This window comes from Micromonospora sp. NPDC047644, from assembly GCF_040704315.1.
Classification (GTDB): Bacteria; Actinomycetota; Actinomycetes; order Mycobacteriales; family Micromonosporaceae; genus Micromonospora.
Genome location: NZ_JBEYSY010000021.1, coordinates 1 through 16,121, shown reverse-complemented (window position 1 = coordinate 16,121; position 16,121 = coordinate 1). Strand labels below are relative to the sequence as shown.

The following is a 16,121-nucleotide window of genomic DNA, read 5'->3' as shown; positions in this document are numbered from 1 at the left end:
GGATACCGCCGGTCGGGCGGCTGCGAAGATAACGGGGTGGAACCCGCACAGCCTGCCGACCGCGTACCCGCCGACAGCACGCCGCCCGACGGCCAGCCGCCGGCCGACGTCCCCGCCGGTCGCGGTGGTGAGCCCGCCGCGACCGACCCGACCCCACCGCCGACGGCGGTGTCCGGCAAGTCCGAGCGGTCGCCGAAGGACATGGCGATCTCGCTGCTGGTGCTGCTCGTCCCGATCGCGCTGCTTCTGGCGTTCTACCGAGGATTCCTCGGCGGCGACCAGGCCACCACCGTCGATCCTGCGCCCGCCATCGAGCAGGCACGTTCGGCGAACGTCTTCCCGGTGAGCCAGCCACAGGGTCTCGGCGCCGACTGGAAGACGGTCAGCGCCCGCTACCAGACGGTCGAGGGCGGTGCGAACCTGCGACTCGGCTACCTCACGCCGGAGGGGCGGGGCGTCCAACTGCTGCAGAGCAGCGTCCCGGCGGACCGTCTGCTCCCCGCCGAGCTGACCAGTCAGGGCCAGCCGCAGGGCCCCACCGAGCTGGCCGGGCGCGCGTGGCAGCTCTACACGGCCCGGGGGAACCAGCAGGCGCTGGTCCTGCTGGAGCCGACCCGCACGGTGATCGTCGTCGGCGATGCCCGGGACAACGAACTCCGCGAACTGGCCGGCTCACTGCGCTGACCGGACCCGGTGGGGCGGCCCCACCGGGGCTGAATCTGGGCAACCGGCCCGAAGGGTGATTGTCCGACGCGTCGACAGGGAACAAGGAGGAGGTGATCCGGGCGCGCTGCTCGGCCCGGATCGCGCGACGCAGCCGACGGTGCTGCTGCGTCGCCGGAGTGTCCGGCGCCGTCCAGGTCGTCGGGTGACCCCCTTGGGAGACAAGTATGACTGTTCGACGACTCGGCGCCGGCCTGGTAGCCGCCGCCCTGATCACGCCCGCCCTGGCGGCCTGCGCCAGCGGAACCGGCACCGCCGGATCGACCCCGTCCCCGACGGTGAGCGCGTCCGGCACGGCGAGCCCGTCCGGTGCCCCGGTCGCGGGCGACGCCAAGCAGGCGCTGCTCGACTCCACCAAGGAGATCAGCAACGGGAACTTCCGGTTCACCCTGGCTGGCGCCGGGTCGACGGCGGAAGGGCTCGTGCACCAGCCGAGCCAGAGCGCGGCGATGAAGATCGCGATCGGTGGTCCCTCGTCCGACCTGGCGATGAAGCTCGACGTGATCCACTTCAAGCCGGACAGCTGGGTCAAGCTGGAGCTGAGCGGCCCCACCGCCAACAGCCTGCCCGCCATCAAGCAGCTCAATCTCGGCAAGTACCAGCACCTCGACCAGACCCGGATCAAGGGCAACCGCAACCTCGGCTTCGACTTCGAGAAGGTCGACCCGGCCGGCAGCGCGGTGCTCACCCAGGGCATCACCGAGGTCCGCAGCACCGGCACCGGCGCGTACGCCGGCACCATCGACGTCACCAAGGCCGCCGAGGCGGGCTCCCTGAACGCCGCCACGATCGCCGCGCTGGGCACCCAGGCGAAGACCGTCCCGTTCACCGCGAAGGTCGACCCGCAGGGCCGGCTCAGCGAGCTGGTGCTGCAGATGCCGGCCGCCGGGCAGACCGCCGCCCAGGAGATCAAGATGACGTACTCCGACTACGGTGCCGCCACCGCCGCGCAGAAGCCGCCGGCGGACCAGGTCGTCGAGGCGCCGGCCGAGCTGTACAGCCTGTTCAACTGACGTGCCGAGGTGGGGCGGCTCCGGCCGCCCCACCGGCGGTCGGTCAGGAGGCGGGCTCCTGCCGGGCGGCGTCGATTCGCGCCCGCGCGCCATCCAGCCAGCGTTGACAGATCACCGCCAGCGCCTCGCCGCGCTCCCAGAGGGCCAGCGACTCCTCCAGGGACGTGCCGCCGGCCTCCAGCCGCTCCACCACCGAGGCCAGCTCCGCGCGGGCCTGCTCGTAACTGAGCCGCTCGTCCGGCCCGGCCTTCGTGTCGTCAGTCATCGCGTTCATCTCAGCACACCACTCCCCACCGCGCCGCGTCGCCACTCAGCCGTCGACGGTGGCGGCCAGCTCGCCCTCGGCCAGTCGTACCCGCAGCGGGTCGCCCTTACCGACCTCGGCCGCCGCGCGGACCACGTGGCCGTCCGCGCGCTGCACGATCGCGTACCCCCGGTCGAGGGTGGCGGCGGGGGAGAGGGCGCGGAGCCGGGCGAGGGTGTGCCGCAGGTCGTCCTCGGCGGCCGAGAGCCGGTGCTCAAGGCAACGGCTGGCCCGCTGACGCAACGCGGTCAGCTCGGTCGCCCGGTGCTCCACCATCACCTGGGGTCGGGCCAGCACCGGTCGGGAACGCAGCCCGTCCAGCCGGTGCGTCTCCCGGTCGACCAGGTTGCGTACCGCCCGTTCCAGGCGGTGCCGGGCCTGTCCGATGAGGCGTACCTCCTCGGTGAGGTCGGGGACGACCCGCTTCGCCGCGTCGGTCGGGGTGGAGGCGCGGACGTCGGCGACGTAGTCGATCAAGGGCGCGTCCGTCTCGTGGCCGATCGCGCTGACCACCGGCGTACGACAGCCGAACACCGCGCGACAGAGCGCCTCGTCGGAGAAGGGCAGCAAATCCTCGATGCCGCCGCCACCCCGGGCGATGATGATCACGTCGATGCTCGGGTCGGCGTCCAGCACCTTGAGCGCGTCGACGATCTGTGGCACCGCGGACGGACCCTGCACGGCCACGTTGACAGTGCGGAACTCCACGGCCGGCCAGCGCCGCCGGGCATTTGTCAGCACGTCCCGCTCCGCCGCCGACGCGCGACCGGTGATGAGCCCGATCCGGCCGGGCAGGAACGGCAGTCGACGCTTGCGGGCGCGGTCGAAGAGCCCTTCTGCGGCGAGCAGCTTCTTGAGCTTCTCCAGTCGGGCCAGCAGCTCCCCGAGCCCCACCTGACGAATCTCGTCGGCCCGCAGGCTCAGCGTGCCCCGGGCGGCGTAGAACTCGGGCTTGGCGTGCAGCACCACACGGGCGCCCTCGCGTAGCTCCGGCGCGCCGGAGTCCAGGACGTCCCGGTTGGTGGTGACGGTCAGGCTCAGGTCGGCCGATGGGTCACGCAGGGTGAGGAAGACCGTGCTGGCCCCCGGGCGGCGACTGATCTGCGCCACCTGCCCGTCCACCCACACCCAGCCCAGCTTGGCGATCCAGGCCCCCACCTTCTGGCTGACCACCCGTACCGGCCAAGGCTCCTCGGCGCTGCTAGCCCCGCCGCCGCTGCCCCCGCTGCCCCCGCCGCTGCCCACCCGCCCACCCTCGCTCACCCGCCCACCCTACGGACCTCCCTGGCCTGGCCCGTCGATCATGAGGTTGTTGCCCTCCGTGCCGGCGTGTCGCAGCAACAACTTCATGATCAACGTAGGAGGGGGTGGGGCGCGGGCCGGTGGCGGGTGGTGGGGTGGCACGTACGATGGGGGGGTGACTGAGGCTCAGGCGACTCACCGGACCGGCAAGCGCGTGCTCCTGGCCAAGCCCCGCGGCTACTGCGCGGGTGTCGACCGCGCCGTGCAGACCGTGGAGGAGGCGCTGAAGCTCTACGGCGCACCGATCTACGTGCGTAAGCAGATCGTGCACAACAAGCACGTGGTGCAGACCCTGGAGGCTCAGGGCGCCATCTTCGTCGAGGAGAACGAGGAGGTGCCGGAGGGCGCCACCGTCATCTTCTCCGCGCACGGTGTGGCGCCGGAGGTCCACGAGCAGGCCAAGGCGCGTTCGCTGAAGGCGATCGACGCGACCTGTCCGCTGGTCACCAAGGTGCACCACGAGGCGCGGCGGTTCGCGGCCGAGGACTACGACATCCTGCTCATCGGCCACGAGGGGCACGAGGAGGTCATCGGCACCGCCGGCGAGGCCCCCGCGCACATCCAGCTGGTGGACGGCCCGGACGACGCCGACAAGATCACCGTACGTGACCCGGAGAAGGTGGTCTGGCTCTCCCAGACCACGCTCTCGGTCGACGAGACGCTGGAGACGGTGGCCCGCCTCAAGCAGCGGCTGCCGCTGTTGCAGTCCCCGCCCAGCGACGACATTTGCTACGCCACCTCCAACCGGCAGCACGTGGTCAAGGAGATCGCCGCCGACTGTGACGTGATGATCGTGGTCGGCTCGACGAACTCCTCCAACTCGGTTCGCCTGGTCGAGGTCGCCCTGGACGCCGGCGCGCGCGCCGGTCACCTGGTCGACTTCGCGCACGAGATCGACGACGCCTGGCTGGAGGGGGCCACCACGGTTGGCCTGACCTCGGGCGCGAGCGTCCCGGACGACCTGGTCCAGGAGGTGCTGGCCCACCTCGCCGCCCGCGGCTTCGCCGACGTCGAGGAGATCATCACCGCCAACGAGCGGCTCACGTTCTCGCTTCCGCAGGAGCTGAGGCGGGACATGAAGGCCGCCGCGGGGCGCGGCTGAAGCACGGGAACGAACTCGGGTCGGCGTACGTCAGATTCGGCATGAGGACTCTTCGGCTCGCCGTCCCCGCGCTGGCCGTCTGCGTGGCGCTGAGCGCCTGCGGCGGCCAGGGCGTCGGGGGCGGCACCCCCACCCCGACACCGACGGGAGCGCAGCCGGTGACCAGCCAGCCCACGCCCGACCCGACGCCCTCGCCGGAGACCGGCACCCGGAGCGTGCCGCCCGGCCTGAAAACTCCGAAACCGGGCGGCCCGAGCACGCCGCCGGGCGTCGGGGCCACCACCCTGAGCGGCACCGTGCAGGGCGGTGTGGAGCCCGGCTGCGTGCTGCTCGACGGTTACCTGCTGCTCGGCGGCCCACGAGAGGTGCTGACGCCGGGCGCCCGGGTCGAGGTCACCGGTCGCGTGGAGCCCGGCATGATGACCACCTGCCAGCAGGGCACCCCGTTCGTCGTGACGGCAGCCCACCGGTCCTGACCGTCTCCACCCCGACATGCGGGAGCCCGCCCCCGAACGTGGGGGCGGGCTCCCGCCGGTGTTACGAACGGATCAGTTCACCGCACCGATGGACACGGTGCCGCGACCCACGATCGCACCCTCGCTGGTGACGATCGCCAGTTCACCGGAGAGCTGACGACCGTCGGCCGGGACGGCCACCGCGGTCACCGTGCCGGTGATGGTGGCCGACTCACCGTGCATCAGCGGCACCGCGACGGCCGGAGCGGTGATCGTGCCCAGCGACGCGGACGCGAACGCGTCGTAGTAGTCGTAGGCGGTGCTGGTGCCCGGCCCGTCGACCCCGTACGGCTCCACCACGACCCGGTAGGTGCCAGCGGGCGGGTTGGTCAGCGTGACCGCCTCCTCCGAGTCACCGTCCGCGGCCCGGCCGACCTCGGTGGTACCCCGGTAGACGAACAGGTCCAGGTCGGCGCCCGCGTTGGCGGGGTCGCCGATCCGGGCGGTGAACGTCGACGTACCCGCCGGGATCTCGACGGTCCACTCCTGGTTGGGACCGCCCTCGGTGATGGTCGGACGCTCGGTCCGCACACCGGTCAACGCGCCGCTGCGGCCGCTGACCGAGACCGGACCGAAGGCGTTGGTGACCTTCCAGCTCACCGGGGTCGGCTCGCCGGCCTCGACACTGGGCAGCTCGACCAGCGCCGGCTCGACCGTCAGGCCCTGCACCCGCACCTGGAGCTTGAACGGGTTGTTCAGCGCCGGGGACGTCCGCCGCGACTCCACCTCGATCTCCCAGACCCCGGGAAGCGGGTTCTGGTAGTCACGCTCCTGCGGCTTGCAGACGTTGACGTCGGAGAAGTTGGTGTAGCAGACGGTGCTGGTGGTGGCCTCCACCGGCACACCCAACGGGTTGATCGCGATGAACCGGGTCTGCGAACCGGTGGCGATCCCGGAGAGGTTCACCTGGAGTGCCTTGGCGCCCTCCGGCACCGTGACGAAGTACGACGTGAAGCCATTGCGGTCGACCGAGCCCTCGTTCGCGTACGAGAAGGTGGGCTTCTTCACGTCGTTCGAAGCCACCACCACGGTGGACACCTCGAAGTCGACCACGTTGGTGGCCGGGTCGTCGATCCGCATGATCGCGCCGTGCGCGCCCTCGGTGGTCGGCTTGGCGGTCACGTTGACGGTGACGGTCTTGTTGAGCGGCAGCGCGACGGTCTTCGGCGCCTTGAACGTGCCGTCGTTGCCCTGGAGCGTGACATTGTGCTTGATGGTGCCGGCCGGCCCGCTGGTGCGGGTGAGCTTGACCGGGTAGGTCTTGCTCTGGCCGACCTTGTGGCCGCCCTCGGACGAGGTGCAGCGGTTGTAGACGCCGGTGCCCCGACCCGGGTTCGGCACGAACTTCACGCCGTTCCAGATGGTCAGCTGCTCCGACAGGGGGCTGCAGACCGGCGCGTCGGAGACGTACGACCGGGTTTCGACGCCCTGGCGCAGCAGCTGCCAGGCGCCCGGAACGTGGACCATGCCGTAGCCCTGCGCGTACGTCGGCACGTCCGCGATTGGCTTGGCGGAGCTGAACAACGCCCGCCGCAGTGCCGCCGGGCTGACGCCCCGGTCGGTGGCCTTGGCCGCCGAGAGCAGCAACGCGCCGGCGCCGGCGGTCTGCGGAGACGCCATCGAGGTGCCGTTGAGCATCGCGTAGCCCGGAGGCAGCGCGTAACCGGCCTCGGCGACCGGGGCTCCGAGCTGCCAGGTGGGTGCGGTGGAGATGGCCGAGCCGGGGGCGGCGATGTTCGGCTTGAAGCCACCGTCCTCGCGCGGGCCACGGGAGGAGAAGTTGAACAGGGCGTTCTTCTTCTTCACGACCGAGCCGTAGTTGGCCAGCCAGGTGTCCTTGCTGATGTTGGCGGCAACGCTGATCACGTTGCTGGCCACCGACGGGTCGCCGACGGTGTTGAGACCCGGGCCGGAGTTGCCGGCCGAGATGACCAACTGCACGCCGTACGTCTCGATCAGTTCGTTGTAGAGGTTCGCCCGCGCGTTGTTGCCGTCGTTCAGGCCCGGGAGGCCGCCGATCGACATGTTGACGATGTCGACGCCACGGTTGGCCACCAGATCGATCATGCCGGTGGTGAGGGCCGCCGCGCTGCAGCCGCCGCCCCAGGAGCAGGCACGGGCGGAGACCAGCTTGGCGCCCGGCGCGGCACCGTCGAAGGCGCCGTTGCCGAGCATGTCGTTGGCGGCGGTGATGCCGGCGACGTGGGTGCCGTGGGTGCTCTCGACGATGCCGATGTTGACGTAGTCGTAGGTGCCCGGCAGGCCGATCGGCGTGGTGTTCACGTTCTTGCGGAACTCGACGACGAAGGGCTGTCGCTCGGCGACCGGGGTCGCCGGGTTGTCGGTACCGAAGTAGCCGATGTCGTACTTCTCCTTGTACGGCCGCATGATCGGGTCGTCGGTGAAGTTGAGGTTCTGGTTGGCGTCCACCCGGATGTTGTTCGTGGCCGGGTCGAAGAGCACACCCCAGGTGTCGGTCGTGTCGCCGTCGCGGTTGACGTCGCCCCGGGCGTCGCTCGCGGCGGTGACCGACTCGCTGAACAGGTTGAACCGGTACGAGCCGGCCGGTGCCGTCCAGGTCCCGCCGGCGATGGTGAACGACGGGCCGGTGACCTCGGCCTGCATCCGCCGCCACGAGCCGTCCTCCAGCGGATCGGTCGCGGTGACCCAGTCGACGATCTTGCGCTCGCCGGTGGTGGTCTGCTGCAACGCCGGGTGGGCCAGGTCCACACCGGAGTCCATGATGCCGATCGTGACGCCCCGGCCGTCCCACTCGGGGTGGGCCGCGGTGAACGCCACCGCGCCGGTCTCGTTCGTCGGCATGTAGGGGTTGTCGGCCGGGGTGGTCTCGCCCGGCGCCGCGACGGCGGCCTGCCGCGCGCCGGCGGTGCCGGTGGCGGTGCGCTCCGGGGCCGGGTCCGGCAGTTGGATGACCTCGTCCAGGTCGACGGCCGAGACGCCGGGCAGCCGCGCCGCCTTGAGGACCCGGTCGGTCGGCACCTTGGCCAGCACGAAGCCGACCCGGTCCTGCCGCTGGCTGACGGTGCCGCCGAGCTTGGTGAGGCTGTCGGCGACGTCCCCCGCCTCACCCTTCTCGGTGGCGACGATCAACGTGACGGTCGGAGCCTTCTTGGCGCGGGCCTCACTGAGCAGTTTGGCGTCGTGCGCGCCCAGCGTCTCGGCGGCGGTGGCCGGGGAAGCGTCCGGTGTGGTGGCGGGGGCGGCGGCCGCGGTGGCGGCACCACCCATCGTCGTCATGGCGCTGGCCGCCAGGGCCGACGCGAAGAGCGCGGCTGAGGTGCGCCGGCTCACATTTCGGAGTCTGCTCACGTTCTCTTTACCTCCAGAGAACAGGGCCCTTCTGAGAAGGGCGCTCGGGTGAGCAGAATCTTTCGTGGTGGCGGCGAGCACTGTCACTACTGGTCAGTCCCTTGTGACCAGTTCGTGACATGCGGGTATACGCACTGTCACATGATTGGCGAGCGGTTCGAGACCTCGTCACCAGCTGGATCGGCCAGCTCGGGTGCCTGCGGTTGCCGGGGCGTCAACTCGACCTGGGCCGGGGTGGCCAACTCGTCGTCCGAGACGCCCAACTCGGCGAGCTTGCGGGCGCTGACCAGCACCCGGGCCTCCAGCGAGCCGACCGCCCGGTTGTAGGCGGTCACCGCACCGGCCAGTGAGGACCCGAGCTTGCCCACGTGGTCGCCGAGGGTGGAGAGCCGGCCGTACAGCTCCCGGGCGAGAGTGTGCACGGCGAGCGCGTTGCGGGCCAGTGCCTCCTGCCGCCAGGAGTAGGCCACGGTACGGAGCAGCGCGACCAGTGTGGCCGGCGTGGCGAGCACCACGTTGCGGGCGAAGGCGTGCTCCAGCAGCGACGGATCCCGCTGGAGCGCGACGTCGAGGAACGGGTCGGCCGGAACGAACAGCACCACGAACTCGGGTGAGTTGTCGAACGCCGACCAGTACGACTTGGCGGCCAGGGCGTCGACGTGCCCCCGCAGGTGCCGCGCGTGCGCGTCGAGGTGGGTGTCCCGGCCGCGCTCGTCGCGGGCCTCCATGGCTGTCAGGTACGCGTCGAACGGAGCCTTGGCGTCCACCACCACCGAGCGACCACCGTGCAGGCGAACCACCAGATCCGGTCGGACGACCTGCTGGTCGGTGGCGGCGGTGACCTGCTCGGAGAAGTCGCAGTGCTCCAGCATCCCGGCGGCCTCGACGATCCGGCGCAACTGGTGCTCGCCCCAGCGGCCCCGCACCTGCGGTGCGCGCAGCGCCGCCACCAACTGCTTGGTCTCGGTGCGCAGCTCACCGGAGACCGTGCTCATCGAACGGACCTGCTCCCGCAGCTCGGCGTACGCGTCGACGCGGTCGTGCTCCAGCTCGGCCACCCGTTGCTCGTAGCGGCGCAGGGTGTCGTGCAGCGGCGCGACGGCCCGGGCCACCGCCTCCTGGGACTGTGCGGTGGCCTCGTAGCTCAACGCCCGCATGGACTGCTCCAGCCGACCCTCACCCTCCCGGGTGGCGGCCAGGGTGGCATCCAGCCGGGCGATGTCGGCGGCCGACCGGGACCGGGCCGCGAGCCAGCCCACCGCCCCGCCGGCGCCGAGGCACACGATCACCACAAGCAGCGTCGAGACGTCCATCACCGGAGCTTGCCAGACGGATACGACGTGCGACCCGGGGGTACGTTCGATGACATGGAACTTGTGCTCTGTCTCGCCGTTGTGCTGGTCGGCGCGCTGGGTGCCGCCGCGCTCGTCCGCGCCCAGGCCGGTGCCCGTCGACGCACCGAGCTCGGCGACGCCCGTGCGGAGGCGCAGCGGTGGTACGAGCGCCTCGGCGGCCAGCTGATGAACCTGCACGGCGACGACCCGGCGGTACGCCAGGCGCTCGCCGACGCCGGTGAGCGGTACAACGCGGCGGGCTCCCAGCTTGAACAGGCGACCACCCCACACCAGTTCGGGCTGGCCCGGGAGACCGCGCTGGAGGGTCTGGCGTACATCCGGGCGGCGCGCACCGCGCTGGGCATCGATCCGGGCCCCGAGGTGCCGACCCTGGCCGCCGCCCGCGGTGCGGGGCAGCTCACCAAGGAGCGTGAGGTCGACGTGCAGGGGCAGACCTTCCGGGCCGGGCCGCAGCCTGGCCGGGAAACGCCCTACTACTACCCGGGTGGGCGTTATCAGGGTCGACCGGTGCCCGCCGGCTGGTATTCGACGCCCTGGTGGAAGACGGCGCTGGGTGCCGGCGCCGGTGTGCTCGGCGGCATCCTGATCGCCGACGCGCTTTTCTCACCCGCGTTCGCCGACCCCGGGTACGGCTACGACGCCGGCTACCAGGAGGGCTTCGGCGACGGCGTCGACCAGGGCGGAGACCAGGGCGGGGACTTCGGCGGCGGTGACCAGGGCGGGGACTTCGGCGGCGGCGACTACGCCGGCGGTGACTTCGGCGGTGGGGATTTCGGCGGCGGCGGCTTCGGTGGCGGCGACTTCGGCGGCGGTGACTTCGGGGGTGGCGACTTCTGACCCCGCCCAATCGGGTCGATCATGGAGTTGTGGTGGCCGATCAGCCCCTGTTGGCGGCCTTCGCGAAGCACCACAACTCCATGATCGACGAGGCCAGGGGCCCCGAGGCCCGGGCCTCGGAACCCGCACTCGTACCCGTTGATCAGCCGGTGTTGCGCATTCCGGCCGCGATGCCGTTCACGGTGGTGAGCAGCGCGCGTTCCAGGGCGGTGCCGTCGCTCGGCGCGCGTCGGCCGCCCGGTGCGGTGGCGACCGCCCGCCCGGCGGCACCCGACTCCCGGTACTGCCGCAGCAGCGCCACCTGGAGATGGTGCAGCGGCTCCAGGTAGGTGTCGCGGACGGCCAGGGTGCGCTGGAGCACCGGTGAGTTCTCCAACAGGGCCGGTGAGGCGGTCACCGCCAGCACCTCCCGCTTGGTCAGCTCGTACTCCTGCTCGATCTGCTCGAAGATCGGGTGCAGCTTCTTCGGCACCAGCGTCTCGACGTACCGGCGGGCGATGCTCAGGTCGGTCTTGGTCAACATCATCTCGACGTTCGACAGGAACGTGCGGAAGAAGTGCCAGTTGCGGTGCATCTCGGCCAGCACGTCCGCCAGACCGGCCTCGCGGGCGGCGGCCAACCCGGAGCCGACGCCGAACCAGCCCGGCACGATCTGCCGGGTCTGCGTCCAGCCGAACACCCACGGGATGGCCCGCAACCCGGACAGCCCGGCGCCGGTGTTCGGGCGCTTCGCCGGCCGGGAGCCGATGTTCAGCGCGCCGAGCAATTCGGTCGGGGTGGACGCCCAGAAGTACGCGGGCAGGTCCGGGTCCTCGACGAGCGACCGGTAGGACCGGAACGCCGACTCGGAGACCACGTCCATGGTCGCGTCCCAGCGCTCCAACATCTCGGCCGGCTGCCGGGGTGCGGTGTGCAGCAGGGTCGCCTGGAGCACAGCGGCGAGGGTGAGCTCCAGGTTCTCCCGGGCCAGCGAGGGCAGGGTGTACTTGTCGGAGATCACCTCGCCCTGCTCGGTCACCTTGATGGCACCGTCCATGGTGCCGTACGGCTGCGCCAGGATCGCCTCGTGCGTCGGCCCGCCGCCGCGCCCGACAGTGCCGCCCCGGCCGTGGAAGAGCCGCAGGTGCACGCCGTGTCGGGCGGCCACGTCGCGCAGCGCGCGCTGCGCCCGGTGGATCGACCACTGGCTGGTGGTGATCCCGGCTTCCTTGTTCGAGTCGGAGTAGCCGAGCATGACCTCCTGCACGTCGCCCCGGGCCCTCACCAGCGCCCGGTACGCGGGCAGCGACAACAGCTCGTCGAGGAGTTCGCCGCCGGCGTTCAGCTCGGCCGGGGTCTCCAGGAGCGGCACGAAACCGACCCGGGCCCGCCCGCTGTGTACGTCCACCAGGCCGGCCTCGCGCGCCAGCACGACCGCGGCCAGCACGTCGTCGACACCGAGGGTCATCGAGATGATGTACGACTCGATCACCTCGGTGCCGAACCGGTCCTGTGCCTCCCGGATGGTGCCGAACACGTCGAACGTCTTGCGGGCCGGCTCGGACAGCGACGTGTCCAGCGTCGACAACGGACGGCGACCGGTCAGCTCGTCGGCCAGCAGCTTGGTGCGCTCCAGCCGGGTCAGCGCCGGGTAGTCGGAGACCTCGCCGACCGCCTCGTAGAGCTGCGCCAGCACCGCGTGGTGCGCCTCGGCGTGCTCCCGGACGTCCATGGTGGCCAGGTGCAGACCGAACGCGGAGACCGTACGGATGGTGGAGGCCAGCCGGCCGACCGCAGTGAGCTGCCCGGAGTTGCGGGCCAGCGAGGCGCGCAGCAGGTCCAGGTCGGCGATCAGCTCGGCCGAGCCCCGGTAGTCCCGGCCCGGTACGTGTGCGGTGCCCTGGCGCAACCGCAGCCGGGTGTTGGCGAGCTTCGCCTTCACGCAGCGCGCCTTGAGCCGGTACGGCTCCTCCGCGTTGACCCGGCGGAAGCGCTGTGCCACCTCGGGCAGCGCGTCCAGGTCGGCGGCGAGGCTGGCGGAGAGGTCCAGGGAGACCCCGCGCAGTCGGCGGGACACCGAGACCTCGTTGATCAGGTGGTCCATCGCCTTCTCGGTGGCCGCGATGCCGTGCTCGTGCTGGATGGTCAGCACCTCGCGGGTGACCGCCGGGGTGACGAACGGGTTGCCGTCGCGGTCGCCGCCGATCCAGGTGCCGAAGCTCAACGGCCGGGCCGTCGGTGAGGTCTCCACGCCGAGCGTGCGCAAGGTGTCGGCCAGGTCGTCGAGCACCTGCGGGGCGGCCTCGGCGTACAGGTCACGCAGGTAGTAGATGGCGTTGCGGGCCTCGTCGGTCGGGTCCGGCCGGTCGAGCCGCAGCTCGTCGGTCTGCCACATCAGGTCCAACAACTCAGCCAGCCGGCGGTTGGCCGGGCCCTCGTCGCTGGCGCCGTAGAGGATCGCGTTGGCGGTCTCGGTGTCCAACTCGTCGGCGATCGCCCGCAACTTGGACAGGATCGAGCGTCGAGCCGCCTCGGTCGGGTGCGCGGTGAAGACCGGTCGCACCGCCAGCCGGCGAGCCGCGTTGGCGATCTCCTCGGCCGGCACCCCGCGCTCGGCGATCATCTTGGCGGCCTGGTCCAGCCAACCGCCCTGCACGGCGCGGCGGCGGCGCAGATCCCGTGCCCGGTGCACCTGCTCGGTGATGTTGGCCAGGTGGAAGTAGGTGGAGAAGGCGCGAGCCAGCTTGGTGCCGGTGGTCACGTCGAGCCCGCCGAGGCGCTGGGCGGCCGCCGGGGCGTCGGAGCGGACCTGGGCGCGGATCTCCTCGACGAGGTCGAGCAGCGGGCGACCCTCCTGGCGGGCCAGGGTCTGGCCGAGCAGGGTGCCGAGTCGGCGAATGTCGGCGCGCAGTGCGGCGTCCGGGCCGTCGTGGTCGTGCTGGTCGGTCACGATGCGCTCCCTTACGTGGGTACGAAGGACAGCGCTGTCCGACTTACTGGATGGTATCCGCGCGCAGCCGATGTCTGGAGGGCCCCCTGGTGATCCACTGCCCGGGGAAGGGTGTTTTCCGGGGTGATCTCAAACACCGTCCCGGTCCGGCGAGGGGCCCGAGCGGGTCGTCGCAGGGTCGGAGGGGGCGGACCGGCGACCCCGGACCAGGCTCGCGCTGACCAGTCCGAGCCCGCCGAGCACCGCCCAGATCCCCAGGGCGGAACCCGGCCAGCCGGCCGACCGCCAGTCGAAGTACACGGCGGCCTTGGTCAGGTCGTTGGCGAGCCCGGGGATGTTCCAGCGGTGCATGCCGCGCAGCACGCCGGGGAGGAACTCGGGCGCGTAGATGCCACCGGAACCCGGGTTGCCGAGCACCACCAACAGCAGGATGACCAGCGCGGTGCCCGCGACGCCGAGCCAGCCCTGAACGGCGCTGGCGAACATGGCGGCGGCGAAGACGGCCAGCGCGCCGATGGCGGCGATCGTCGGGACGTCCCCGTGCCAGATGTCCAGGACGGGTCCGACCACCACCGCGCCGGCGATGCCGAGCAACACGCTGTAGACCGCCAGGGCGGCGATGCGCAGTCCGGCTCGTCGCGCCGTACGGGGGGTGGTGCCGGCGGATATCCCGAGCACCGTCGAGGCGAGATAACCACCGAGGACGTACCCGACGTTCAGGTAGAAGGGCACCACCCCGCGCGGGTCGGCCGGAGTGACCGGCACCTTGTCGACGATCCGGAGCGGGGTGCCGGCACGGGTGGTGGCGGTGCCGAGGACCTCCTTGATCGCGCTGGTGGCGGAGGGGCCGGAGGCGCTCGCCACGGTGAGGAGCAGGCCGTTGTCGGCTCCGGTGCTGAGTACGGCGTACACCGCGCGGCTGAGCAGTGCGTGCTCGGCGGCGCCCGGGTCGTCGTACCTGATGGGTTCGAGGATGGTGGTCTGGGCGCGCACGGCGTCGAGCGTCGCCTGGGCGCGTTGGTCGCCGGAGACGACGCCGATCGGCAGGTCGCGGGGCGTGGGCTGGTGCAACGCGCCGACGTAGGCCGCGATGAACGTCGTGGCCAGTACGAGGGTGCCGAGGAGCAGTCCGATGCTGCGCGGAGCCCAGTCGCGAGCTGTGCCGTGCGATTCCTTGTCCACGTTGTCAGCCTATGATCCGTTTCGCGGACCGCAGGGCGGATCCAGCCCGTCGCCCCGGCGACCGGTAACGACCGCCATTGGCCCTGCGGCAGGCGTCGCGGGTGGTGTCAGGCGTCCCGGGTGGTGTGCGGCGTCACGGGGTCGTGTCAGGGCTTCGCGGGGTGGCGTCAGGGGTTGACGACGGCGAAGGCGCGGACCGGGAAGGTGCCCATGCCGGCCACCATCGGCGGAGCCGCGGTGAACCGGAAGCCGGTCGGCGGCAAGGCGTCCAGGCCGGTCAGGTGCTCCACGATCGGGATCCCGGCGGCGAGCAGCGCGCTGTGCGCGGGGCGTACGCCAGCGGCCGTCGGGCTCATGTCGTCGATGTTGATCGAGTCGATGCCGACCAGGGCCGCACCGGCGTCGGCAAGCGCCTGGGCGGCGTCGCCGGTCAGGTACGGCGCTTCCGGAGCGCCGTACCGTTCGGTGCCGAAGTGCGCGCCCCACCCGGTGTGCAGCAACACCGCCCGGCCGCTCACCTCGTACGGGGCCAGCATCAGCCGGTCCACCGCGCGAACGCCGGCCGGAACCCGGACCACCACCCCCGGCAGGTCGGCGAGACGGTCCAGCGACACAGCGGACAGGTCGTCCCGGCCGGCCCAGCGGTGGGCAGGCGTGTCCAGGTACGTGCCGGTGTTGGCGATCATCTCGATTCGGGCCACGTGGAACTCGGTGCCCGGGGCGTACCGCTCGCGGGATGTCGCGAAGGTCAGCCAGTCGGTGATCCGGGGGCCCGGCCATCCCGGCAGGGTGGTCATCCCGTCGCGGATCACGTGGCTCAGCTCGACCAGCCGGCGTTCGGCGCCCGATTCGTCGACCGCGACACCCCGGCCGCCCTTGTGCGGCTCCTCGATGACCGTCTTGGCGCTGATCCGTACGTCGGCGACCATCAGCAGCCCGAGGTGCCGGACGAACAACGCCGCCAGGTCGTCGTCGGTGATCTCCCGACCGGGAATGTCGAGCCGGAACCCCTCGGTACGTAGCCCGCCGCCGTTGGCGAAGTTCACCTCCGCGTCGAACTGTGCCCGCCACTGCTCACCCATTCCGAAACCCGACCACGCCGGCCGGCGACCGTCAAGATCCGCGAGACACACCGGCAGGCCGCCGGGTGCGCGGCCCGGCGGGATCTCCGGGCCGGGTGTCCGGCGGGGCGGGATCCGCGAGCCGGTCCGGCCTGGTCCGTGAAGGCCTGCTCCGTGAAGGCCGGGCCCGGTCCGGCCGGGCCCGTGAAGATTCGCTCAACTGCAGGGAAAGTGCTGCCTCGGCGCGCTGTGACCCCGCAAGTTCCCCGAAGTTGAGCGGATCTTGTCGCGAAGAAGCCGACTCGGACCCAAGATCGCGCAAAATCCAGGACGTAGTGGTGTCGGCGCGTCGCCGATGCCACTACATCCTGGCTCGAGCACGATCTTGGGCGCGGGGCGCGGGGCGCGGGGCGCGGGGCGCGGGGCGCGGGGCGCGGGGCGCGGGGCGCGGGGCGCGGGGCGCGGGGC

At 71.6% G+C, this 16,121-nt stretch carries 12 protein-coding genes; 5 read left to right on the top strand and 7 right to left on the bottom strand.

Annotation, left to right across the window (positions count from 1 at the left end):
• Positions 1-36: 36 nt before the first annotated feature.
• Positions 37-684: a DUF4245 domain-containing protein gene (locus AB0877_RS28395; protein ID WP_366612633.1), complete on the top strand. Its 648-nt coding sequence runs from the start codon at positions 37-39 to the stop codon at positions 682-684.
• Between the two features lie 206 nt (positions 685-890).
• On the top strand, positions 891-1,736 hold the full coding sequence (locus tag AB0877_RS28390) for a hypothetical protein (protein WP_366612632.1): 846 nt from the start codon (positions 891-893) through the stop codon (positions 1,734-1,736).
• Between the two features lie 43 nt (positions 1,737-1,779).
• Here AB0877_RS28390 and AB0877_RS28385 read toward each other — a convergent pair whose 3' ends face one another.
• The gene (locus AB0877_RS28385) at positions 1,780-2,001 is read right to left on the bottom strand and encodes an exodeoxyribonuclease VII small subunit (protein WP_030328827.1); all 222 of its coding nucleotides are present in this window, start codon (positions 1,999-2,001) and stop codon (positions 1,780-1,782) included.
• Positions 2,002-2,046: 45 nt separating this feature from the next.
• Positions 2,047-3,303 carry an exodeoxyribonuclease VII large subunit gene (gene xseA / locus AB0877_RS28380; protein WP_366612631.1) on the bottom strand — a complete coding sequence of 419 codons (1,257 nt, stop codon included), beginning with the start codon at positions 3,301-3,303 and terminating at the stop codon, positions 2,047-2,049.
• A 154-nt stretch (positions 3,304-3,457) separates the two neighbouring features.
• Here xseA and AB0877_RS28375 point away from each other — a divergent pair, with 154 nt between their 5' ends.
• Both AB0877_RS28375 and AB0877_RS28370 read left to right on the top strand, forming a co-directional pair.
• The gene (locus AB0877_RS28375) at positions 3,458-4,444 is read left to right on the top strand and encodes a 4-hydroxy-3-methylbut-2-enyl diphosphate reductase (RefSeq protein WP_366612630.1); all 987 of its coding nucleotides are present in this window, start codon (positions 3,458-3,460) and stop codon (positions 4,442-4,444) included.
• 41 nt (positions 4,445-4,485) lie between these two features.
• Positions 4,486-4,920 (top strand): hypothetical protein, encoded by a 435-nt coding sequence (locus AB0877_RS28370; protein WP_112581935.1) that lies wholly within the window; start codon positions 4,486-4,488, stop codon positions 4,918-4,920.
• Between the two features lie 72 nt (positions 4,921-4,992).
• Here AB0877_RS28370 and AB0877_RS28365 read toward each other — a convergent pair whose 3' ends face one another.
• Positions 4,993-8,289, bottom strand: a complete 3,297-nt coding sequence (locus tag AB0877_RS28365) for a S8 family serine peptidase (protein WP_366612629.1) — start codon at positions 8,287-8,289, stop codon at positions 4,993-4,995.
• Between the two features lie 137 nt (positions 8,290-8,426).
• Positions 8,427-9,602, bottom strand: a complete 1,176-nt coding sequence (locus tag AB0877_RS28360; protein WP_366612628.1) for a DNA recombination protein RmuC — start codon at positions 9,600-9,602, stop codon at positions 8,427-8,429.
• Positions 9,603-9,656: 54 nt separating this feature from the next.
• Here AB0877_RS28360 and AB0877_RS28355 point away from each other — a divergent pair, with 54 nt between their 5' ends.
• The gene (locus AB0877_RS28355) at positions 9,657-10,481 is read left to right on the top strand and encodes a hypothetical protein (RefSeq protein ID WP_366612627.1); all 825 of its coding nucleotides are present in this window, start codon (positions 9,657-9,659) and stop codon (positions 10,479-10,481) included.
• 142 nt (positions 10,482-10,623) lie between these two features.
• Here AB0877_RS28355 and ppc read toward each other — a convergent pair whose 3' ends face one another.
• The 3 genes from ppc to AB0877_RS28340 form a co-directional block, all read right to left on the bottom strand.
• On the bottom strand, positions 10,624-13,410 hold the full coding sequence (ppc, locus tag AB0877_RS28350) for a phosphoenolpyruvate carboxylase (protein ID WP_366612626.1): 2,787 nt from the start codon (positions 13,408-13,410) through the stop codon (positions 10,624-10,626).
• Positions 13,411-13,539: 129 nt separating this feature from the next.
• On the bottom strand, positions 13,540-14,592 hold the full coding sequence (locus tag AB0877_RS28345) for a hypothetical protein (protein WP_366612625.1): 1,053 nt from the start codon (positions 14,590-14,592) through the stop codon (positions 13,540-13,542).
• A gap of 167 nt (positions 14,593-14,759) precedes the next feature.
• On the bottom strand, positions 14,760-15,674 hold the full coding sequence (locus AB0877_RS28340; RefSeq protein WP_366612624.1) for a cyclase family protein: 915 nt from the start codon (positions 15,672-15,674) through the stop codon (positions 14,760-14,762).
• Positions 15,675-16,121 lie beyond the last annotated feature (447 nt).